The organism is Bacteroidales bacterium, from assembly GCA_035342335.1.
Taxonomy (GTDB): domain Bacteria; phylum Bacteroidota; class Bacteroidia; order Bacteroidales; family JAGONC01; genus JAGONC01.
On sequence record DAOQWY010000025.1, the window covers coordinates 1 to 21,344 of the forward strand.

General features: G+C 49.8%; 20 protein-coding genes and 1 tRNA gene. 8 read left to right on the top strand and 13 right to left on the bottom strand.

What is annotated here, in order from left to right; genetic code table 11:
• From PKI34_11175 to PKI34_11200, 6 genes are all read right to left on the bottom strand, one after another.
• Window positions 1-549, bottom strand: a 549-nt coding sequence (locus PKI34_11175) for a biopolymer transporter ExbD (GenBank protein ID HNS18372.1), incomplete at its 3' end; no start/stop codon positions are given.
• A gap of 12 nt (window positions 550-561) precedes the next feature.
• On the bottom strand, window positions 562-1,014 hold the full coding sequence (locus PKI34_11180; GenBank protein HNS18373.1) for a hypothetical protein: 453 nt from the start codon (window positions 1,012-1,014) through the stop codon (window positions 562-564).
• 6 nt (window positions 1,015-1,020) lie between these two features.
• Complete coding sequence (locus tag PKI34_11185; protein HNS18374.1) at window positions 1,021-1,788, bottom strand: MotA/TolQ/ExbB proton channel family protein; 768 nt, start codon at window positions 1,786-1,788, stop codon at window positions 1,021-1,023.
• Between the two features lie 68 nt (window positions 1,789-1,856).
• A tRNA-Ser gene (locus PKI34_11190) sits at window positions 1,857-1,944 on the bottom strand.
• A 107-nt stretch (window positions 1,945-2,051) separates the two neighbouring features.
• Entirely contained in the window at window positions 2,052-3,101 is a 1,050-nt protein-coding gene (locus tag PKI34_11195) for a type I asparaginase (protein HNS18375.1), read from the bottom strand.
• Between the two features lie 11 nt (window positions 3,102-3,112).
• Window positions 3,113-3,928: a TatD family hydrolase gene (locus PKI34_11200; GenBank protein ID HNS18376.1), complete on the bottom strand. Its 816-nt coding sequence runs from the start codon at window positions 3,926-3,928 to the stop codon at window positions 3,113-3,115.
• A 171-nt stretch (window positions 3,929-4,099) separates the two neighbouring features.
• Between PKI34_11200 and PKI34_11205 the strand changes: the two genes are divergently transcribed.
• On the top strand, window positions 4,100-5,083 hold the full coding sequence (locus PKI34_11205) for a glycosyltransferase family 9 protein (GenBank protein ID HNS18377.1): 984 nt from the start codon (window positions 4,100-4,102) through the stop codon (window positions 5,081-5,083).
• Here PKI34_11205 and PKI34_11210 read toward each other — a convergent pair.
• Window positions 5,080-5,724 (bottom strand): MBL fold metallo-hydrolase, encoded by a 645-nt coding sequence (locus PKI34_11210; protein ID HNS18378.1) that lies wholly within the window; start codon window positions 5,722-5,724, stop codon window positions 5,080-5,082. The genes PKI34_11205 and PKI34_11210 overlap by 4 nt on opposite strands.
• 120 nt (window positions 5,725-5,844) lie before the next feature.
• Here PKI34_11210 and PKI34_11215 point away from each other — a divergent pair, with 120 nt between their 5' ends.
• Both PKI34_11215 and PKI34_11220 read left to right on the top strand, forming a co-directional pair.
• A complete protein-coding gene (locus tag PKI34_11215; GenBank protein ID HNS18379.1) occupies window positions 5,845-9,153 on the top strand; it encodes a hypothetical protein in 3,309 nt (1,102 codons plus the stop codon).
• A gap of 414 nt (window positions 9,154-9,567) precedes the next feature.
• Window positions 9,568-12,255: an adenosylcobalamin-dependent ribonucleoside-diphosphate reductase gene (locus PKI34_11220; protein ID HNS18380.1), complete on the top strand. Its 2,688-nt coding sequence runs from the start codon at window positions 9,568-9,570 to the stop codon at window positions 12,253-12,255.
• 18 nt (window positions 12,256-12,273) lie between these two features.
• On the opposite strand, the gene PKI34_11225 is transcribed toward PKI34_11220, so the two are convergent.
• The 3 genes from PKI34_11225 to PKI34_11235 all read right to left on the bottom strand — a co-directional run bounded on the left by PKI34_11225 (window position 12,274) and on the right by PKI34_11235 (window position 14,396).
• Window positions 12,274-12,672, bottom strand: coding sequence for a hypothetical protein (locus tag PKI34_11225; GenBank protein HNS18381.1), 399 nt, complete (start codon window positions 12,670-12,672; stop codon window positions 12,274-12,276).
• A 121-nt stretch (window positions 12,673-12,793) separates the two neighbouring features.
• Window positions 12,794-13,336 carry a CAP domain-containing protein gene (locus PKI34_11230; protein HNS18382.1) on the bottom strand — a complete coding sequence of 181 codons (543 nt, stop codon included), beginning with the start codon at window positions 13,334-13,336 and terminating at the stop codon, window positions 12,794-12,796.
• A gap of 82 nt (window positions 13,337-13,418) precedes the next feature.
• A complete protein-coding gene (locus PKI34_11235) occupies window positions 13,419-14,396 on the bottom strand; it encodes a polyprenyl synthetase family protein (protein HNS18383.1) in 978 nt (325 codons plus the stop codon).
• Between the two features lie 145 nt (window positions 14,397-14,541).
• On the opposite strand from PKI34_11235, the gene PKI34_11240 reads away from it, so the two are divergent.
• Window positions 14,542-14,712, top strand: a complete 171-nt coding sequence (locus PKI34_11240) for a hypothetical protein (protein HNS18384.1) — start codon at window positions 14,542-14,544, stop codon at window positions 14,710-14,712.
• A gap of 17 nt (window positions 14,713-14,729) precedes the next feature.
• Window positions 14,730-15,329 (top strand): porin family protein, encoded by a 600-nt coding sequence (locus PKI34_11245; GenBank protein ID HNS18385.1) that lies wholly within the window; start codon window positions 14,730-14,732, stop codon window positions 15,327-15,329.
• A gap of 113 nt (window positions 15,330-15,442) precedes the next feature.
• Here PKI34_11245 and queG read toward each other — a convergent pair whose 3' ends face one another.
• Together queG and ruvB are read right to left on the bottom strand one after the other, a co-directional pair.
• A complete protein-coding gene (gene queG, locus PKI34_11250; GenBank protein ID HNS18386.1) occupies window positions 15,443-16,369 on the bottom strand; it encodes a tRNA epoxyqueuosine(34) reductase QueG in 927 nt (308 codons plus the stop codon).
• Between the two features lie 4 nt (window positions 16,370-16,373).
• The gene (ruvB, locus tag PKI34_11255) at window positions 16,374-17,396 is read right to left on the bottom strand and encodes a Holliday junction branch migration DNA helicase RuvB (protein HNS18387.1); all 1,023 of its coding nucleotides are present in this window, start codon (window positions 17,394-17,396) and stop codon (window positions 16,374-16,376) included.
• A gap of 393 nt (window positions 17,397-17,789) precedes the next feature.
• Between ruvB and PKI34_11260 the strand changes: the two genes are divergently transcribed.
• From PKI34_11260 to PKI34_11270, 3 genes are all read left to right on the top strand, one after another.
• The gene (locus tag PKI34_11260; protein ID HNS18388.1) at window positions 17,790-18,632 is read left to right on the top strand and encodes a universal stress protein; all 843 of its coding nucleotides are present in this window, start codon (window positions 17,790-17,792) and stop codon (window positions 18,630-18,632) included.
• A gap of 13 nt (window positions 18,633-18,645) precedes the next feature.
• Window positions 18,646-19,083 (top strand): SPOR domain-containing protein, encoded by a 438-nt coding sequence (locus PKI34_11265; protein HNS18389.1) that lies wholly within the window; start codon window positions 18,646-18,648, stop codon window positions 19,081-19,083.
• Window positions 19,084-19,265: 182 nt separating this feature from the next.
• Entirely contained in the window at window positions 19,266-20,117 is an 852-nt protein-coding gene (locus tag PKI34_11270) for a universal stress protein (GenBank protein HNS18390.1), read from the top strand.
• 94 nt (window positions 20,118-20,211) lie between these two features.
• Here the strand turns inward: PKI34_11270 and fbaA are convergent, their stop codons facing one another.
• Window positions 20,212-21,291 carry a class II fructose-bisphosphate aldolase gene (gene fbaA / locus PKI34_11275; protein ID HNS18391.1) on the bottom strand — a complete coding sequence of 360 codons (1,080 nt, stop codon included), beginning with the start codon at window positions 21,289-21,291 and terminating at the stop codon, window positions 20,212-20,214.
• Window positions 21,292-21,344: the final 53 nt, after the last annotated feature.

Here is a 21,344-nt window from a genome sequence, read left to right on the forward strand (position 1 = left end):
GGAAATGGCCACAGGAACAGCTTTCTGAACAGCGTTGATGTATGCGGTGTCTTTGAGATTGGCAAAGGCAATGCCAAACCTTTCTTTGGCAAGCTCATCCCTGAGTTCATTGATGGCTTTGGTCAGCTCATTCTGTACTTTGATGTACGCCTCATAAGATGTCCCCCGGTCATTTTTGAGGGAAATCACTCCTTTGGAAATCGCAAAATCTCCGAGAGCGGGTATGAATTCCATTTTTTTTTCGGGCAGGTTGGGAAGGTCACCGGGATTTGACAGGAATTCCTTCGCCTCGTCCTTCAGGGTGTTGATATTCCCTTCCCTTCCTTCCACCAGTAGCCTGTCGTTTTTATTGACCAGGATGGTGAATATGTTGCGTTCTTTGATCTCGGGCGGTGTTACCGTTGGATCAATGGGTGGGGGCAATCTTCTGAAAATCCCCGAATCACTGTCCATGTTGGATGCCAGCAGGAAGAAACAAAGAAGCAGAAATGCAATATCAGCTGTGGAGCTTGCATTGATATCAGGTCTGGGGCGACTTTTTCGTGCCATTGTATGGTGGTTTTATTTTCTGAACATATTTAACAGGCTGGTCACAATCAAAGCGACAAAAGTGATACCGACAATGATATAGGTGAAGATCAATCCTGCCCCCACGGTTTTGGACACCTGTGCAGTGGTATTTAACTTCTGAAGCTCTTCGGCCGAAAACACATTTCTGGAGACTGCGTAGGCAATCAATGCTATGACGACAACGCCGGCAATCACCGCAAGAATCTTAAGGAGCTGTTTGGGATTTTTTATCAGCATGAAAAAAGGAAACAGAATGGCAGCAAGGGCAGTAAGGAGCAGAACAATAAGTGTAATGGTAAAGTATGGATTCAGCAGTTGGTTTTTCAATCCCGGATTGATGTCGAAATTTTTACCATAGAAAGCAATGAGCAGGGTAAAAACAGCGCCTATAATAAGAATTGCAATCGAAAGATAGGATGCGATCTTAATTATTTTTTTATCCATGGTCGTTTACTTTTTTGAAAGTTGATGCTTGGTCAGAATGTCGACAAAGGTGATGGAACTGTCTTCCATATCATCTACCAGGCTGTCGATCTTGGAAAGGAAGTAATTATAGAAGACCTGAAGGATGATCGCTACGATAAGACCAAAAACCGTGGTGATCAGGGCGACCTTGATACCCCCTGCAACGATGGTGGGTGAAATATCACCGGCAGCTTCGATGTTGTCAAAAGCCGTGACCATCCCGATGACCGTCCCGAGGAATCCAAGCATGGGAGCGATGGCAATGAAAAGGGATATCCACGACATTCCTTTTTCCAGGCGTCCTGCCAGCACACTCCCGTAGGAAACGATGGATTTCTCAACAATGTCCATTCCTTCATCCACCTTGTCGAGACCCTGGAAAAAAATGCTGGCCACGGGTCCGCGGGTTGTTTTACAAACTTCCTTGGCCCCCTCGATTCCCTTTGTGGCAAGGGTTGTTTCAATCCTGTTCAGAAGTTTCCGCGTATTGGTGGTGGATAAATTCAGATAGATGACCCTTTCAAAACAGATGGCAAGCCCCACGACAAGACACAGGAGGATGAAAGACATGAATCCCGGTCCCCCTTCGATAAACTTTTCCTTCAAGGCCTGGTGCCAGGTGGAGGATGCTGCTGGTTGTGCCTGAAGTGTGGTTTCCGTCTGGGCGGGTGTGGTGGTCTGCGCCTGCATCACATAGGAAAAACCAAGGGTTAACAAACCGACAATGGTTAAAAATACAACTAGTTTTTTCATAGCCAGAGTTTAATTTTTGTAATGATTATTTTCAATATGGTCAAAAATTTAAGTAGTTTCTTGTTTTGCGGAGAGAAAGGGATTCGAACCCTTGATCCCCTTTTGAGGGATACACGCTCTCCAGGCGTGCGCCTTAGACCACTCGGCCACCTCTCCTTTTCATCCGGGAAAAGGCTGCCCTCCCTTCTCCGTTTATTGGGGTGCTAAAATACAAAAAATTAAAATAAATAAAAATTTGTATCTAAAAATCTGTTTTTTTACGATCACATTCTTTTATCCCCGTCTCCAACGGTCATTTCACCGCGAAGCGGCGTATGGAGCAGGATCATCAGCTCCTCGCGCGACATATCTTCGCCCAGCAGGTACATCAGTTTGGCCACCGCCGATTCAGTGGTTATGTCGTACCCGCTGATCACCCCGGCACGGCTGAGGCCGACACTCGTGTGGTACTTTCCCATGATGACGGATCCTCCGTTGCACTGCGTGACATTCATAATGACGATCCCCCGGTCAATGGCTTCCTTCAACCCTGACAGGAGCCACTCATCCGTCGGGGCGTTGCCTGTCCCGAACGTTTCCAGGACCACGGCCTTCAGATCCTCAATGTGCAGGATGGCATCAACAGCCTGACGGTAAATGCCGGGAAATAATTTCAGGATGACCAGGCTGGTGTCCAGTTTCTTGTGAACCTTCAGCGCCTTGAAGTTGGGTTTCTGGATATAATTGGAATGGTACCGGATATGCAGCCCTGCAGTAGCAAGAGCGGGGTAGTTGAAGGAATGGAATGCATTGAAATTCTCTGCGTTGTACTTGTGGGTCCGGTTGCCCCTCAACAGCTGATTTTCAAAATAAATGGCCACTTCGGGCACGATGGCCGTTTCATCTTCATATGCTGAAGCAATTTCGATGGAAGTGATCAGGTTCTCCCGTCCATCGGTCCGGACCTCACCCAGGGGCAGTTGCGATCCGGTCAGGATGACCGGTTTGTTGAGGTTCTCCAGGATAAAACTCAATCCGGAAGCCGAATAGGCCATCGTATCACTGCCGTGGAGGATCACAAACCCGTCGTATTTCTCATAATTCGCCTCGATCACTTCGGCGACCCGGATCCAGTTGCCGGGATTCATGTTCGAGGAATCGATCAGGGGGTCGAACGTGTAGGAATCAATGGCCACCGGAACTTTTTTCAACACGGGGATCTGTTCGTACAGCTGAACAAAATCCACGGGCTTCAGTGCGCCCGTGTCCGGATCCTTCACCATCCCGATGGTGCCTCCGGTATTGATGAGTAAAACGGATCGGGAAAAAACCATGAGAAAAACATTTAAGGTTCAACATTCTGATCCAGGCCAAAAAGCATTCTGGCATTGGCTGTTGTGACTTCTGCCACATGTTCCGCCGTCGTTCCCTTCACTTCTGCCAGTTTTTCGGCAATCAGGGGAAGGTATGCACTTTCATTTCTTTTTCCCCTGTAAGGCACGGGTGCAAGAAAAGGGGAATCGGTTTCCAGCAGGATATGTTCAATGCTCACCTGGCTGACCACACTGGCCAGGGATGATTTCTGAAAGGTGAGCACGCCGCCGATGCCAAGATAAAAACCCATCTCAATGATCTGCCGTGCCTGGAGCAACGATCCGCTGAAGCAATGAAAGACACCTGATATTCCGCTTCCCTGGTAATCTTTCAGGATTTCCACGATGCGGTCGATCGAATTGCGGGAATGGATCACCACAGGAAGGTGATGCGCCAGGGCCAGGCTGATCTGTTCACGGAACACCAGCTCCTGTTCCCGCTCATAGGTCCTGTCCCAGTACAGATCCATCCCAGTTTCACCGACCGCCACATAGGACTGGTGTTCAAAACAGGTTGAGATCCGTTGCATCTCTTCTTCGTATGAATCATTCACCGAGGTAGGATGCAGGCCCATCATCGGCAGGCAAATTCCGGGATACCGGCTGCACAACCGGTGCAGGCTGTCGATCGACCCACTGTCAATGTTGGGCAGCAACAGGAGACTGACCTGCTTTTCCAGGGCTGATTGAATGACCTGGTCCCTGTCGTGGTCAAAGGCATCCAGGTAAAGATGGGTATGGGTGTCGATGAAAGTCATAAGTGGCAGCAAAGATACGGAAATAGTCATTCGTGGTCATTTGCTCGGCACCGAAGGCGCCTCGCGTGATTCATGGTCATTCGTGGTCATTTGCTCGGCACCGAAGGCGCCTCGCGTGATTCATAGTCATAATGATAATGAATGACAATGAATAACTATGTCTACCAACAAATGCTTAATTTTACCCCCCAAAGTATCTCTATGCCCAAGATCCTCATCATCCGTTTCAGCTCGATCGGGGACATTGTCCTCACCTCCCCCGTGGTGCGCTGCATACGCGAACAGATAAAGAATGCGGAGATACACTATCTGACCAAGGAAACATATCGGCCATTGCTGGTCGGGAATCCCAACATTGACAGGATTTTTACGATAAAGGACAACCTCCGCGAGGTGATCCCACTTCTCAGGAGAGAAAAGTATGATTTCATCGTCGACCTGCACCACAATCTGCGGTCACTGGTCACAAAGCTCAGCCTGCTCAGGCCTTCGGGAACGTTCCCGAAGAAGAATTTTCAAAAATGGGTACTGGTCCGCTTCAAGGTGAACCTTCTGCCCGGTCTGCACGTGGTCGACCGTTATTTCAGGGCGGCAGCCAGGTTAGGGATCGTGAACGATGGACTGGGGCTGGATCATTTCATTCCCGATGCCGATGTAGTGCCAGCTGAAGCCCTGCCGGCCGCCCACCGGACGGGCTATGTGGCGTTCATCATCGGTGCCAGGCATCAGACGAAAGTCCTGCCCGCGGAAAAGATCGTGCAGTTGTGCCAAAGGATCGGCCGCCCTGTGGTTCTGCTTGGCGGACCTGAGGATCAGGGCAGGGGAGAAGCCATTGCCGTGGTAGCGGGATCCCGGATCTTTAACGCGTGTGGACGGCTGAACATCAATCAGTCAGCTTCACTGGTGGCCCGGGCCGATCTGGTCATAACGCACGATACGGGTTTGATGCACATTGCAGCAGCATTCAGCAAACGGATCATTTCCATCTGGGGGAACACCGTCCCCGCATTCGGCATGTACCCTTATCTGCCCGAAAGCGATCGGCACCTGTCGTCCATCCACGAAGTGAAAGGTTTGAAATGCAGGCCATGCAGCAAGCTTGGGTATTCCTCCTGCCCGCTTAAACACTTCCGGTGCATGAACGAACTCAATGTGGATGCCATCCTGAAGGAGATCTCCTCTTAACACTCGTTCACAAAGGGATTGTTCATTCTTTCATACCCGATGGTCGTTTCGGGGCCGTGCCCCGGGTAAACGACCGTGTCGTCCGGCAGGGTGTAAAGCTTTTGAACAATGCTTTCTTTCAGCACCCTGAAATTACCGGTTGGAAGGTCGGCACGGCCTATGCTCCCGCTGAACAGCACATCGCCCACGATCACGAATTTTTCCTGCTCACTCAGCAAACAGATGCTTCCGTCAGCATGTCCGGGGGTGTAGAGCACCCGGAGCGAAGAATGACCAAACCTGACCTCGTCTCCTTCTTCCAGGAACCTGGTTGGTTTCATCACGCCCTCATAATCCAGCCCGAAAATGGAACTGAACTCCTTCGCCATTTCCCAGAAAAGTTTTCCGGCCTGATGCACTTCGGGTTCCAGGTTGTATCGTGTAGTGACGAATGCGTTACCCAGGATATGATCTGAATGGCAATGGGTGTAGACAAGCCTGACCGGTGTGAGCCCTTCCCTGCTGATCTGTTCTTCGAGTATTTTATTTTCTCCGGCACCGTAGCAGGCTGCGTCAATGAGGACACATTGCCTGGTTGCATCCGACAGAAGGTAGGTGTTCACCTGAAAGGGATTGAAGACCAGTTTTTTGATATTAATCATTCTGAACCGCAATATTTTTCACGCTGGCAAAGTTATTTATTTTAAAGGTAAAAGGGGTAAGGGATAAGGCATAAGGACAAAATACATTAATTTAGCGTAACTTTTTACGTTTAAAAACAAGTGAGTTCAGGGAATTCAAAAGCACTATCCGGAAAAGTATTCTGGCTGGCGGTCAGCTTGGTGTTACTGAGCCTGTCGGGTAACGTAACGGCCCAGTTTTACAACGGGTCACAGATGACTTTTGGTAAAAGCAGGGTACAGTACGGTGAGTTTTTATGGACCTACTTCCAATATGAGCGTTTCGATACCTATTTTTACCTTAACGGCCGGGAATTGGCTGTATTTGTTTCAAAATATGTCACAGAGCATCTGTCGGAGATCGAGTCTGATCTTGAGACTTCCCTTGACTCCAAAATTCAGTTCATCATCTACAATAACCTTTCCGACCTCAAGCAGACCAATATCGGGCTGATGGGTCAACTGCACTACAACACAGGGGGCATCACCCATATCATCGGGCACAAGGTTTTCCTTTATTTCAGCGGGGATTTGAACCATTTTATCCGTCAGATCCGGGCCGGCATTGCCAGGATCATCATTGAGCAGACGTTGTACGGGGGCAGCGTAGGGACGCAGATCAAAAACACCACCCTGATGTCGCTCCCCGAGTGGTATGTCAATGGTGCGATTTCCTATATTTCCGAACCCTGGAGCCCGGAAATAGACAATTTTGTAAGGGATGGCATCCTTTCGGGGCGCTTCAGGAAATTCAACCAGCTCACCGGAACGGATGCACTTTACGCCGGACACGCAATCTGGAATTTCGTTGCGGAGAAATACGGCAAATCCGTGCTGTCGAACATCTTATACATGTCGAAGATCAGCCGGAATGTCGAAAGCGGATTTTTGTATGTTCTGGGAATTTCTTATAAGGACCTGATGAAGGAATGTTTCGACTATTATCACCAAAAATACAGCAATGAAGATGACAACCGTTCTCTGCCGGAGGATGGGCTGGTGATCAAAAAACCCAAAGATGAACGCGTGTATGGTAAAATAGAACTCAATCCAACGGGCCGGAGCGCAGCATTTACCGCCAACGAGATGGGCAAAAACAAGGTGTTTGTCTATGATCTGATCTCCAGGGACAAAAAGAGAATTTTCAGAACGGGATACCGGCTTGACGAGAAGGTGGACTATTCATACCCGATCATGGCCTGGCATCCCACAGGCCGGATCCTGGCCATGATCACCGAGACCAGGGGCAGTGTCTTCCTGTACCTGTATGATTTTGAGGACCGCAGCCGTATCAGGCAGGAGATCGTCAATTTCGACAAGATCCTCGACTTTACCTACTCACCCGATGGACGCCTGCTTCTGCTGTCGGCCATCCAGAAAGGTCAGTGTGACCTGTTCACCTACAACCTGTCTTCCAGCTCGTACGAGCAGCTGACCAACGATTACTACACCGACCTCCACCCGCGTTTTATCGACGGTACCAAGAGGATCATTTTCAGCAGCAACCGCACCAGTGACACTCTTCGTTTCAGCAAAATTGAGGAATTCGACCTGGAATCGGTCCAGACCAAGCTGGACCTTTTCCTTTATGATCATGAAACCAGAAGCAATTTTCTCAAGCGGGTCACTCAGACGCCAACAGCTGACGAAACCAGCCCGGAAGAATGGGACAAAGGAACGTTCAGCTTTTTAAGTGATCAGAACGGCATCGTTAACCGCTATTTCGCCCGGCTCGACAGTGCCATCACCTACGTCGACACCACAACCCATTACCGTTATTTCACAGAGTACTTCCCCGTGACCAACTATCAGCGGAACATCCTGGAACAGGATATCAATCCGCAGGCCCGTCAGTACGGAGAGATCATTTATAAGGACAGGAAGTATTCGATGTATGTCAGCGATCTGCCTGCACTGGATCAGGTCAGCCCCTCGGAGCTCAGGAACACTCCCTACGCTGAAAAGGTCCAGTCGGCTTTCTCGAAAGAAAAGGAGACCCGCAAACAGGATGGAAGCGGAGGCATTACGAAAAGAAAGCGGTTTTTTAATGTCTACAGCGAAGAACTTCCTGCCCTTCAACCTGCAGATCGGATCGACATCAACAATTACCAGTTCGACAAACAATCCTTTGTCAAGATCCAGGAGGCCGATACGATGCTGATGACCTCCCTTGCCCTGGAGACTGCACAGGCCAAAGAGGCGTTCAAGCCTCCCAAGCAGCGGAATTACGATGTTCAGTTCTCGATCAATGAGCTGGTCAGCCAGATCGATTTTTCGTACCTGAATTACACCTACCAGGCCTTTACCGGAGGCGGGCAGCCCATTTTCCAGACACCGGGATTCAATGCATTTTTTAACATTGGGGTCACGGATCTCCTGGAAGACTATCGCATTACCGGCGGCGTGCGACTTTCGGTGGACCTGCAGAATAACGAATATCTGCTGAATTTCTCCAACCTGAGGAAACGGCTCGACAAGGAGATCATTTTTCACCGGAAAGTATTCGAGGAATCGGGATACTTTTCCATCATCAAGCATTACGCTCACGAACTTCATTATGTGTTGCGGTGGCCATTCAATCCGGTCGTCTGCATCGCGGGTACGGCTACGATCCGGAATGACCGTGCCGTTTACCTTTCGACGGATATGATCAACCTGGAGCAACCTGATGAAACGATCAATTCCGGTGTCCTGAAAGGGGAATTGATCTATGATGACACGCGGGATCTGGGACTGAACCTGTATACCGGAACCCGGTTTAAAATCTTCGCCGAGTATTACAAGCAACTGGACCGGCTGTCCGATAACCTGGTGATCGTGGGTGTGGATGTCCGCCATTATCTGAAGATACACCGCACGCTCATCTGGGCGAACCGTTTTGCCGCAAGCACCTCTTTCGGCGACAACAAGCTGATCTATTACCTCGGGGGGGTCGACAACTGGGTCTCTCCGAAGTTTGACCAGAGCACGCCCATTGACTACGCTCAGAATTATATCTACCAGACGCTGGCGACCAACCTGCGGGGTTTCGACCAGAATATCCGCAACGGGAATTCCTTTGCGGTGATCAACAGTGAGATTCGTTTCCCGCTGTTTCGTTATTTCGCCAACCGCCCGCTGAAATCCGACTTCCTGAACAATTTCCAGATCGTCGGTTTTGGAGATATCGGGACAGCGTGGACCGGACTGAATCCGTACTCCATGGAAAACTCCCTGTTCACCCGTATCATCCGGAAACCACCCCTGCTGGTGACGGTTGAGTTGCAGAAAGAGCCCATTGTTGGCGGTTTCGGGTTCGGACTGCGCAGCCGTATCTTTGGATACTTCCTCCGAGGCGATATCGCCTGGGGTGTGGAGGACTGGGAAATACTGCCATCCAGATTTTATTTCTCCCTCTGTCTGGATTTCTGATGGTCCTGTAAATGTTTTACAGTGATGAGTGGCCTGTTTGTAAAATCACGAATAATTACTTTACATCCAATAATAAAAGTACATCTTGTCTATCCCATCAGTTCCCATTTTCATCTACCATTTATCCTGCCTGAGGTTGTGCAGTGCGGATGGAGGTGACCGGATCATTGGTGAAAATCGGGACTTATCCCGGCCAATCCACGATACAAACAAGTTGTTAAAGGATAGAAGTGTTTAAGTCAACATGTTAGTATGGGTGCTGCCGGTATTGTTAATAAAAGATTTTGCAATACCAGTGGTGCTATTGTAATTTGGTAGCTCGGAAAAACGGCTTGTTTAATCGACTTAAGTAATTCAAACACAGGAGTATAGTAGTTTTCCCTGTTTTGTTCATATTCTAATATTACACCCTTCATGGAGCAGGATTTATTCGCCAACATTGAAAAGAACGTACAGTCGGATTTTTACAGGGACATGCTGGCCAAAAGGACGCGACCTGAACCACAGGACATCAATGAACCCGATTCAGCTCCAGGAGAGGGAGAATCCTTATCCCAACCTGATCCGGGGCTTCAGGTTTACCCTTCTGATGTCGTGCTGGAGAGAACTACAGCCTATTTCAAGGGGGATACCCTCGCTGCCAATGTCTGGATCAACAAGTATGCACTTAAAGACAGTCACGGCAACCTGTACGAGCTCACCCCGGATGACATGCACCGGAGGCTTGCCAGGGAGATTGCCAGGATTGAAAAGAAGTATCCGGACCCCTTATCCATGGAGGAAATTTATTTTTTATTCAAGGATTTCAGGTACATCATTCCGCAGGGCAGTCCAATGGCCGGTATTGGAAATGATTTCCAGGTTTCGTCGTTATCCAATTGCTTTGTGATAGGGAATCAGGGTAATGCTGATTCCTACGGAGGCATCCTCAAAGTTGACCAGGAGCAGGTGCAGCTGATGAAGCGCCGGGGCGGGGTGGGGCATGACCTTTCGCATATCCGTCCCACCGGGAGTTCAGTTAAAAACTGTGCATTGACTTCCACAGGCATCGTTCCGTTCATGGAACGGTATTCCAATTCCACACGCGAGGTGGCTCAGGATGGCCGCAGGGGGGCACTGATGTTGTCCATTTCCATTAAACATCCTGATTCCGAACATTTTATCGATGCAAAGCTTGAACAGGGGAAGATCACAGGTGCGAACATTTCTGTCAAGATCGACGATGAGTTCATGCGCGCGGTGATCAATGATACGCCTTACGTACAGCAGTTTCCGGTCAATTCGGACCAGCCCTTGGTAACAAAGGAGATCAACGCCCGAAAGCTCTGGAAAAAGATCATTCACAATGCCTGGAAGTCAGCTGAACCGGGTGTTTTGTTCTGGGATACGGTGACCCGGGAAGCCATTCCCGACTGCTATGCCGATTTTGGGTTCCATACGGTTTCCACGAATCCCTGCGGGGAGATCCCCTTATGCCCGTACGACAGTTGCCGCCTGCTGGCCATGAACCTGTACAGCTATGTGGACAATCCTTTCACCGATGAAGCCAGCTTCAATTCCGAACTTTTTTCCCGCCATGCAAGGTATGCCCAGCGGATCATGGATGATATCATTGACCTGGAAATCGAAAAGATCGACAAGATCCTGGAAAAGATCCATGCAGATCCGGAAGACGAAGAGGTAAAACTCACTGAGCGCCGGCTGTGGGAAAACATCCGTAAAAAAAGCATACAGGGCCGGCGCACGGGTATCGGCATTACGGCTGAAGGTGACATGCTGGCTGCGCTTGGCACCCGCTATGGCTCCGATACGGCGATCAGCTTCTCGGTGGAGGTGCATAAACTCCTCGCCCTGGAAGTGTACAGCTCCTCTGTTGACCTGGCCCGCCAGCGGGGAGCATTTCCCATTTTCGATAACGAACGGGAAAAGAACAATCCGTTCATTCTGCGTCTTAAACAGGCAGCTCCGCGCCTCTACGAAGAAATGGAGAAATACGGGCGCCGCAACATCTCCATGCTGACCATTGCCCCTACGGGCAGTGTCAGTATCTGCACCCAGACCACCTCCGGCATTGAACCGGTGTATATGATCAGTTACAAGCGCAGAAGAAAAGTGAACCCAAATGACAGGAATGTGCGCGTGGATTTCGTTGACGGGACTGGCGACTCCTGGGAGGAATACCACGTATTTCATCATAACTTCAACACCTGGCTGGAGAAGAAAGGATACGATCCCGGGGAGGTGGAAACACTCAGCGAAAGCGAACTGAACGAGATCATTCAAAAATCACCCTATTACAGGGCTACCGCCAATGATATTGACTGGGTGAGCAAGGTACGGATGCAGGGGGCCATTCAGAAGTGGGTGGACCATTCCATCAGCGTCACCGTCAATGTACCTGCCGACACGACCGAGGAACTGGTGAGTGACATATACACCACCGCGTGGGAAAGCGGTTGCAAAGGCATGACCATCTACAGGGAAGGCTCCAGGGAGGGTGTGCTCGTTAAAAATGAAAAAGAGAAAGATGATGGGGATGATTTTCCTGAAACCAAAGCCCCACCACGCCCCGACCGGCTGGAAGCAGAAGTGGTCAGGTTCACGAATGATTATGAGAAATGGGTGGCCGTGGTTGGTCTTTACAAGGGACGCCCCTACGAAATATTCACCGGCAAAGCCGAAGGCTTCTTCCTGCCCAGCTGGGTCACCAAAGGCTGGATCTACCGGGTGAAAAGCGATAAGAACAAAAATGCGCGGTACGACCTGCAATTCAAGGACAGGGATGGTTTCAACGTAACGCTGGAAGGTCTTTCGCGGCAGTTCAACAAGGAATACTGGAACTATGCCAAGCTGATTTCCGGCATTCTTCGGCACGGAATGCCCCTGCCCTATGTCGTGGATCTTATCGCCAACCTGGGACTGGAAAGTGACTCGATCAATACCTGGAAGAACGGTGTGGTGAGGGCCCTGAAAAAATTCATCCCCGATGGCACCATGGACGTCAAAAGCAGCCGCTGTCCGGAATGCGGTGAGGAAAACAGCCTGCTTTACAAAGAGGGATGCAAGATCTGCACTGCCTGCGGGTACTCCAAATGTGAATGATCTTCCCCTGACTCAGGTTCAGAAGTGCAGCTTGTGGTAATCGAACGTCTGGTTGTTACGGTAAGCAATGATCTTCTGTGCCAGCAGTAAAAAAATGGTCAGATCATGATCGCGTAGCCATTTCACTGCTTCGGGATGCTCGTTGCACGCATCCGCAAAGAGGACAAGGATCTTGTAATCATTTTTTACAAGCCATTCCCTGGCCTGGGCTTTATTATCAATGGCGTGGTCGAGCGCCGCAAAATGGGGATATCCGTTCTTCATCAGCCAGCCAAATGCCTCTTCACTTCCGGTGATGGCCCGCGACAGGGCCGCCAGTTCCGGATAGCCATTCTTGAGAAGCCACTGGAAAATTTTGTCGTTGCCGCTGAGGGTTTCGCCAAAGGCCAAAAGGATCTTTACGGGATACTGGTCCATAGCACAAAGATAAATCCCAAATCCCAACATTCCAAATTCCAAATAATCCTAAACTTCAAATTCCATTCCCGTCCCCCATCTCCCGCCACCTGTTGACCGTTTACTGGCTACTGGCTACCGTCTACTGCTCCTCTTCCTCCCCGAACCATACCAGCACGTACCCTTTATATACGCTCACTCCCATGGCCTTCCACTCCAGCTCCCGCCACCTATCCGTATTGATCATCACCGAAAGGTGCCCGTTGCTTTTTTTCCAGGCGTTGAGCGCATCCACCACAATGTCGTCAGGATTTTCGTACCAGAAGTCATTCCAGTAGGCAATTTCGTAACCCCTGCCTTTGTAAGGGGTCAGTTCGGAGGGTTTTTCCCACATGCAAGGGGCCTGTTCGTGATCCTTTTCATAGCAGCAGGCGCTCCACGGTCCGTTGGCTGACCAGCTGTGGAGATTGCACCGCTCATCGTAGGGAAGGTTCTCAGCCAGATCCCTGGCATGTGTCCGGGCAACGATGCAGAGGCTGAAGGAGAGCGGTACGGGAGGCAACTCCAATTCGGTCCGGTATTCATTGATCATTCCGTACAGCCGGTATTCGGCCGGCGTGGGGAGCGGAAGGGTTCCTCCGGATGCATCGCCCAGCAATCCTAACAGGATCATTAAAAAATGCATGTTCTTCTCTGTTTATCCCTATAACTTGCAGAACGATGTTTTATTGTTCATCCGGAATCCGTAAGGAAAGAGCCATGCGGGTCTATTTGTTTCTTTCGGTGGTGAACCTGACCAGTTTTTCCATGGCCTGGCGGTAGGGGGAGTCGGGGAATTCGTGAAGGATACGGAAGGCGTTTTCCTGGTATTCGTTCATTTTTTCCCTGGCGTACAGGATGCCGTCACCGGAATGGACTTCCTGCATCAGAGCGGCAATCTTTTCAGGATCCTGGTTACGCCGCTTGATGATGTGGATGAACCTTTTTTTCTTTCGCCGGTCGGAGTCACTCAGTAACCGGATCATCGGGAGCGTCAGTTTCTTTTCTTTGATATCCAGACCATTGGGCTTGCCAACCAGGTTATTGGGCTCATAGTCAAACAAATCATCTTTTATTTGAAAGGCGATGCCTACATTCTCACCGAAGCTGTGCATCTTCCGAATGTAAAGCGGATCGGAATGCGTGGAAGCTGCTCCCGTGGCACAGCAGGCCGCGATCAGAGAGGCTGTTTTCTTCCGGATGATCTCAAAGTAGATCTCTTCGGTCACATCCAGCCGGCGAGCCTTTTCAATCTGCAGAAGTTCCCCTTCGCTCATCTCCCGCGTAGCATCCGAGACGAGCTTCAGCAATCCGACCTCATCATTCTCCAGCGCCACCAGCAGCCCTTTCGACAAAAGGTAGTCTCCGACCAGCACGGCAATTTTATTACGCCATAACGCATTGATCGATAAAAATCCCCTTCGGTAATTGGATTCATCCACCACATCGTCGTGCACCAGGGTGGCAGTATGCAAAAGCTCAATCAAAGATGCGGCCCTGTAAGTGGATTCGGTGATGCCACCACAGATCCCTGCGGACAGGAAAACAAACATCGGCCGCATTTGCTTGCCTTTGTGCCGCAGAATGTACTGCGTGATGATATTCAGCAAGGCAACCTGACTTTTCATGGAAGCCCTGAATTTCTTTTCAAATGCAATCAGGTGCGCCTGAATGGGTTCCCTTATTTCTTTAAGATTTCCCGGCATATGACTTTGTTGCTGCCAAAAGTATAAAACTTTGCGGAGCGCAGGTCAGGTCGGGGGAAATTATTGGTAAGGCACTAAGGCACAAAGGCACAAAGTTGGAATCCTGTGGGGGGGCAGTACGGTAGGTTATTGTTGATAATTAAAAATGTGCGAAATTTGGAATTTGTTTAGCCTAAGATCCATCCTGGCTTTCCGGATAGAATGGATGAAACCATCCGGGTACGCGATCACTATTAAAAAGGTGCCTGAAGAAGAATTGTACAGGATCGCTTCGCTGGTGGAAGTCTTGGGATTGAAGACGGAAGTGTATCCATAATTCTTATCTTTGCCGGTATGAAACGATCTTTCTTTTTTGCACTGTTTATTCTATCCCTGACCGTCATCCTTCAGGCGCAGGAATTCAACGGCGGCATCCACGCTGGATTCACCATTGCCAGTGAGCGTGAGACATGGCCCAACCGGTTGGGATTCTGTGCAGGAATTTTTACCAACAGGTATGTGTCCGAACGCTCATCTTTTCAACTGGAAATGGACTACATTCAAAAGGGTAACAGGGACCGGATCGACATCGATCAGGCTGATGATTATAAACTGCGGCTTCACTATCTCGAACTGCACGTTCTATATCACTACGACGTTAACCGATTCACCCTGGAAGCGGGGCCATCCATTGGGTGGCTGATAAAATCCCATGAGGAATTAAACGGTAATGCGATTGAAAATGATCCTTTTGAGCCTTTTGATTATTTCAGCATGGGCATTGGTTTGCATTATCACCTGAATGAGAACTTCCGTGTTGCAGCCAGGTATTCCAACTCCATCCTTCCTGTCAGGGAATGGGAGACGATCAATATATGGCCCTTTTTCCTGGGAGATTTCAACGAGGTGCTTAGTTTTTCTTTGTACTATACGTTTCTTCATTTCCAAAAGTAATCTGCATAAGATTAAAAATCCATCTGTCGTTTCCCAGATCATCGAATGGAGGGAGTCAGTTCAGGAACACGATGGCTTTCGCTCTGGAACATAAAGGCAGGTCTGCCTATCCATTAAGTCATGTCGCCGACAAAATCGATATTCCTCTTTAACCTGGCATAGGTCGTCCGTTTTACCGCTGAATTTTCAAAGAGTTCCCGGAATTTCTCCTCCGTCAGGTTTTTCCAGCGATCCCGGTTCATTGTTTTCAGTTTTGGCATGGGCAACAGGTCCGGATCGTTATGGGGAAAGGCGAACCGGTTGCAGGGGCACGCCTCCTGGCAGGCATCGCAGCCATAGATGCGATCCTGAAAGCAGGAACGCAGATCTTCCGGCAGGTCGCCTTTGAAGGAAATGGTCAGGTAGGCAATGCAGCGGCGCACATCCAGCACGTGGGGGGCGATCAGCGCCCCGGTGGGGCATGCATCGAGGCATTTCCGGCACGACCCGCACCCGTCAGGCAGAGGGGTGTCGTATACGAGTTCTGCGTCGGTAATGATGTCGCCGATGAAAAAGAACGATCCCATTTGCGGATGGATCAGCAGCGTGTTCTTGCCGGTCCATCCCAGTCCGGCCCTCTGAGCGAGGGCTTTTTCCATGACAGGCGACGCATCGACAAATCCAACAGCATTTGCCTCGCCGCATTCCTGTTTCAGCATCCCGATCAGGTCGTTCAGTTTCTGCCTGATCAGCACGTGATAATCCTTACCGTATGCATACCGCGCAATATGAAAGTTGTCCTGTACGGGCAGGGGATTTTCAGGATAGTAGTTGTAAAGAACCGAGATGACGGAACGGGCATTGAGGAGTATATGACGGGGATCGCTTCTGTTATCAGGATTCCGTGACAGGTAACGGAGTTCACCGTGGAAACCCAGGGCAAGCCAATCTTTCAATTTTTTACCCTCCATCTCTAACCGTTCCGCCCTGGATATGCCGCAGGCGAAAAAACCGAGCCTGGTGGCACATTGCTTGATCTTGTAGGTCAGATCACGGTTCATACCGTTAAAACAGTTGTTGCTGACCACTTTCCGGTAATATTCCGAGGTGATTCAGTGCCTTTTCCGTGACTTGCCTGCCCCTGGGGGTACGCATCAGGTATCCTTCCTGGATCAGGAACGGTTCGTACACTTCTTCCAGGGTTTCGGCTTCCTCCCCCACAGCGGTTGAAATGGTGGATATGCCCACGGGTCCCCCCTTGAACTTATGAATGATCGCTGAAAGGATCTTGTTATCCATTTCATCCAGGCCGTTCTTATCCACATTCAGAGCCTGGAGTGCATAACGGGTGATTTCAATGTCGATGGTTCCGTCGCTTTTGATCTGTGCAAAGTCCCTGATTCGGCGCAGCAGCAGGTTGGCGATCCTGGGGGTTCCCCGGCTCCGGCGTGCGATTTCCGCGGCAGCCTCCGGGGTGATTTTGGTGTTCAGGATCGTGGACGAGCGGAGCACGATGTGTTCCAGGGTGGCAACGTCGTAATAGGACAGCCTTGAGTTGATCCCGAAACGGGATCTCAGGGGCGCGGTGAGCAGGCCTGACCGCGTGGTGGCTCCGATCAGTGTGAATGGATTCAGTTTCAGCTGGATACTGCGGGCACTGGGCCCGGTGTCGATCATGATGTCGATGCGGTAATCCTCCATGGCAGAATAGAGGTATTCTTCCACCACAGGACTCAGCCGGTGGATCTCGTCGATGAACAACACATCATTGACTTCCATGTTGGTCAGCAGACCGGCCAGGTCACCTGGCTTATCGATCACCGGACCGGAAGATATCCTGACGTGTACCCCCATCTCATTGGCGATGATATAGGCCAGGGTCGTCTTTCCCAATCCGGGCGGTCCATGCAAAAGGACGTGATCCAGCGCATCCCCCCGCTGCCGGGCAGCTGCTACGAAGACCCTGAGGTTATCCACCACGTTCGCCTGACCTGCAAAGCTGTCAAAGTCGGGTGGCCGCAGCTCCCGCTCCATCTCCCTTTCGGCCTGCGTCATCTGCTTGCCCGATGCATCGAGGTTCTCGTTCATGTTTGTCAATTGTCAATTTTGAGTCTACTCCGAAAAGGAATCATTGAGCCTTAATTTAGGGCTAAAGCCCTATAAACCAGTGCTTTGACTTACCCCATCCTTAAGGCCGGGGTAATTGATAACCAACCAGTTAGTGGACTTCAGTCCAAAATTATTACTTTTCGGAGTGGACTCAATTTTCAGTTGTCCATTTTCACTGGAATCATATTTACCACAAATATCATCAATAATACCCAATCAACCACAAACAACCACGAATAACCACGAATAACCACGAATGACCATGAATGACCATGAATGACCATGAATGACCATAACTGACCCTATTATTTTCTCCGATATTTTATCTCAAATTCGGATTAATTTTTAATTTAGCACCAAATGTTCTCACGCATGAATCCAATTGTTGTCGCTCTTGACTTTTCAAAGACCTCCCTGCATGCTTTGAAATATGCCATTTTTCTGGCCAACAAACTAAAATCCAATGTCATCGTGGTCTGGGTTGACAACCTGATTTCCGGTGATTCCATCTTTCAGGAATCTGCATTCGACGTAAGGGAAGAGGCCAGAAAAAACCTCGAGGAAATTCTGGAGGAATACAGGGAGATCTTAAAGGAAGGCGAGTTGTCGTTCCGGCTCCGGAAGGGAAAAGTGTACTATGAAATCGAGCAGGTGGCCCGTCAGGTGGAAGCAACGCTGATCGTGACCGGTACCCACGGTGTGAGCGGTTTTGATGAGTATCTGATTGGCAGCAATGCTTACCGCATCGTCGCCAACTCTCCCTGCCCCGTGATAACCATCAGGCCCCAGTTCGACTTTTCACAGGGTATCCGGAATATCGTACTGCCCATTGATGAAACCAAGAATTCCTGTCAGAAAGTAGCTTTCACCGCCTTGATCGCAAAGATCTTTGGTGCGACGGTTCATATTTTCTCATTGTATTCAACCCCGCTGAAGGCATTGAATCAAAAAGTGGATCATTGTGTGGCTGAAATCCAGAAAAAGTTCGCTGGGGAAAAGATCCCTTTCACTCAGGACTCCACCGTCGCTGAGAATGTAAGCCTTTCAACGCTGGAGTATGCCGAACGCACGAACGCTGAACTGATTGCCATTGTAACAGATCAGGAGACGAGTCTTTCAAACTTATTGCTGGGTCAGTATGCACAGCACATGGTGAATAATTCGCCTGTTCCTGTGCTTACGATCAACCCCGCTGAAATAATCCGCTCAAAATAACGTTGTTCCAGGTATGAGAAACTGTTTTGTGATCTTCTTTATTGGCGGCATATTACTTGGACCTGCCGTTCAGCGAGTGATGGCTCAGCAGAAACCAGCAAAGGAAGGGCACCTGGAAATTGTACAGGACAACCGGGTGAACCAACTGCTGGAAAAACACATTACCCTTAACCGGTATAATCAAACATTGGATGGATATCGCATCCAGATCTTTTTTGATGCCGGCAATCATTCCCACGGCAACGCCTATCGTGTCAGGGATGAGTTTCTGAGCAAGACACCGGATTCGACCATCGCTGTTTATGTTTCATTCAAGGAACCTTACTATCGTGTCCGTGCAGGCGATTTTCGCACCAGGATGGAGGCGGAAGGCTTTTTAAAGCGCATCAAGCCCGATTTTCCAAACGCTTTCCTGATCCGCGATGAGATCAATTTACCGAAGATTGATTAGCTACAATACCGGATAAATCCCAAGTTCCAGGCGCCAAATTCCAAACAAATCACAAAATCCAAAATCAACAACCGGGTATTGGCTACCGGCTATTGGTTAATTTAAAGAAATTCCATTTGCAAAACCCTAAATATTTTCATATATTAGCACCTGAATCTTTAAATGATTAATACACCCCAGCCATGAAACAAAAGGTGATTATTGTTGCGGTTGATTTTTCGGATTGTTCAATCAACGCATTGGAGCATGCTCTTTCGATAGCCCGCAAGTCAGATTCGGACCTGAAGATGGTCTGGGTCAACAAGGCCTACCAGGAGCGGTCGGTGGCCCTGAAAGATCCTGAGGCAGCCATTGTTGATGCGAGGCAGACATTTGAGGAGATGATCAGGCAATATCAGCCACAGCTTCCCAATGGAACGATCAGCTATGTGATCAGGGACGGGAAGGTTTACCGCGAGATTGTCAAAATTGCCGATGAAGAAAAGGCATTTATGATCATTGTCGGGACGCACGGTTCATCAGGTTTTGAAGAGTTCTGGATCGGCAGCAATGCACAGAAGATCGTTTCATCAGCAAAATGTCCGGTGATCACGATCCGTGGAGGCGTCAACATCAAACGCGACCTGACCCGCATCATCCTGCCCCTCGACAGCACGCCGGAAACAAGGCAAAAGGTTGCCACCACTGCCTTGCTTGCCAAGTACTTCGATGCCCAGATCATTGTCCTGCCGCTTTACTCCACCCAGATTTCGGCCGTTCGTCTGCAGATCAAAAAATACGCAGAACAGGTTTCCAAATATTTGAAAGAGAATGAGGTACGCTTTAAGGTTGATCCTCTGGAGCTGGAAGGCAACATAACGGATGCCACCATTGAATATGCTCTGAAGGCGGATGCAAACCTGATCTCCATCATGACCGAGCAGGAAACGACCACAAAAAACCTCTGGCTTGGCCCGTATGCGCAGCAGATGGTCAATCATTCGCCCATTCCGGTGCTGAGCATCCACTCGATCGAGTATATGCGGAGCCTGTAGCAATGAAAGGAGAGAGGAGAGAGGAGAGAGGAGAGATACAATAATAATTATTTCTCATTTCTCCTCTCTCCTCTCTCCTTTCTCCTTTCATATTTCAGTAGCGCGCGATACAATTTAACTCAGTGAACGCCTGCTTCAGTCGCGCTACCATGGCTTTTTCGCCGTCGCGCAGCCATTTGCGCGGATCGTAATATTTCTTGTTCGGCTTGTCGTCGCCTTCGGGATTGCCGATCTGTCCCTGCAGGTAGCCCCGGTTGGTTTCGTAATACTGCTTGACGCCTGCCCAGAATGCCCACTGGGTATCGGTGTCGATGTTCATCTTGATCACGCCGTAGCTGATGGCTTCTTTGATCTTTTCGGGCTCCGAGCCTGATCCGCCGTGGAACACGAAGTTCACCGGATTGGGCCCGGTGTTGAATTTCTTCTGGATATACACCTGCGAATTATGCAGGATGATGGGTTCGAGTTTCACGTTGCCGGGTTTGTAAACACCGTGGACATTGCCGAAGGAGGCAGCGATGGTGAACCGGTCGCTGACCTTCAAAAGTTCTTCATAGGCATAAGCCACGTGCTCGGGCTGTGTGTAGAGGCGTGAGCTGTCGACACCCGTATTGTCAACACCATCCTCTTCACCGCCGGTGACGCCCAGCTCGATCTCCAGGGTCATGCCCATTTTGCTCATCCGTTCCAGGTAGCGTTTGGATATTTCGATGTTTTCGTGCAGCGGTTCTTCCGACAGGTCGAGCATATGGGAGCTGAACAGCGGGTAGCCGTTCTTTTTGAAGAATTCCTCACCGGCCGTAAGCAGTCCGTCGATCCAGGGCAGCAGTTTTTTGGCTGCGTGGTCGGTGTGGGCGATCACGGGAATGCCGTACAGGGCTGCGACCGTGTGGATATGGCGGGCGCCGGAGACCGTGCCGATGACCGCAGCGCGCTGCCCGTCGTTGGAGAGTCCCTTGCCGGCGTAAAATTCCCCTCCTCCGTTGGAGAACTGGATGATGACCGGGGAGCTGACGGTTTTAGCAGCTTCCAGAACCGCATTGACGGAATTGGAGCCAACGACGTTCACGGCAGGGAGAGCGAACTGATGCGTTTTTGCGGCGCGGAAGATCTCCTGCACGGCGCTGCCGGTGGCCACGCCGGGGAGAACAGTATCTGATATTCTTGTTGACATTTTTAAACGTTTAATGAATAAATCAATTGCAGGTGCAAAAATAGACTTTTTTT

Bases quoted from the DNA above. Each gene is read 5' to 3' on its own strand.
- PKI34_11180 (HNS18373.1), bottom strand. From the start codon at position 1,014: ATGGATAAAAAAATAATTAAGATCGCATCCTATCTTTCGATTGCAATT.
- PKI34_11185 (HNS18374.1), bottom strand. From the start codon at position 1,788: ATGAAAAAACTAGTTGTATTTTTAACCATTGTCGGTTTGTTAACCCTT.
- PKI34_11195 (HNS18375.1), bottom strand. From the start codon at position 3,101: ATGGTTTTTTCCCGATCCGTTTTACTCATCAATACCGGAGGCACCATC.
- PKI34_11200 (HNS18376.1), bottom strand. From the start codon at position 3,928: ATGACTATTTCCGTATCTTTGCTGCCACTTATGACTTTCATCGACACC.
- PKI34_11205 (HNS18377.1), top strand. From the start codon at position 4,100: ATGCCCAAGATCCTCATCATCCGTTTCAGCTCGATCGGGGACATTGTC.
- PKI34_11210 (HNS18378.1), bottom strand. From the start codon at position 5,724: ATGATTAATATCAAAAAACTGGTCTTCAATCCCTTTCAGGTGAACACC.
- PKI34_11220 (HNS18380.1), top strand. From the start codon at position 9,568: ATGGAGCAGGATTTATTCGCCAACATTGAAAAGAACGTACAGTCGGAT.
- PKI34_11225 (HNS18381.1), bottom strand. From the start codon at position 12,672: ATGGACCAGTATCCCGTAAAGATCCTTTTGGCCTTTGGCGAAACCCTC.
- PKI34_11230 (HNS18382.1), bottom strand. From the start codon at position 13,336: ATGCATTTTTTAATGATCCTGTTAGGATTGCTGGGCGATGCATCCGGA.
- PKI34_11235 (HNS18383.1), bottom strand. From the start codon at position 14,396: ATGCCGGGAAATCTTAAAGAAATAAGGGAACCCATTCAGGCGCACCTG.
- PKI34_11240 (HNS18384.1), top strand. From the start codon at position 14,542: ATGTGCGAAATTTGGAATTTGTTTAGCCTAAGATCCATCCTGGCTTTC.
- PKI34_11245 (HNS18385.1), top strand. From the start codon at position 14,730: ATGAAACGATCTTTCTTTTTTGCACTGTTTATTCTATCCCTGACCGTC.
- queG (HNS18386.1), bottom strand. From the start codon at position 16,369: ATGAACCGTGATCTGACCTACAAGATCAAGCAATGTGCCACCAGGCTC.
- ruvB (HNS18387.1), bottom strand. From the start codon at position 17,396: ATGAACGAGAACCTCGATGCATCGGGCAAGCAGATGACGCAGGCCGAA.
- PKI34_11260 (HNS18388.1), top strand. From the start codon at position 17,790: ATGAATCCAATTGTTGTCGCTCTTGACTTTTCAAAGACCTCCCTGCAT.
- PKI34_11265 (HNS18389.1), top strand. From the start codon at position 18,646: ATGAGAAACTGTTTTGTGATCTTCTTTATTGGCGGCATATTACTTGGA.
- PKI34_11270 (HNS18390.1), top strand. From the start codon at position 19,266: ATGAAACAAAAGGTGATTATTGTTGCGGTTGATTTTTCGGATTGTTCA.
- fbaA (HNS18391.1), bottom strand. From the start codon at position 21,291: ATGTCAACAAGAATATCAGATACTGTTCTCCCCGGCGTGGCCACCGGC.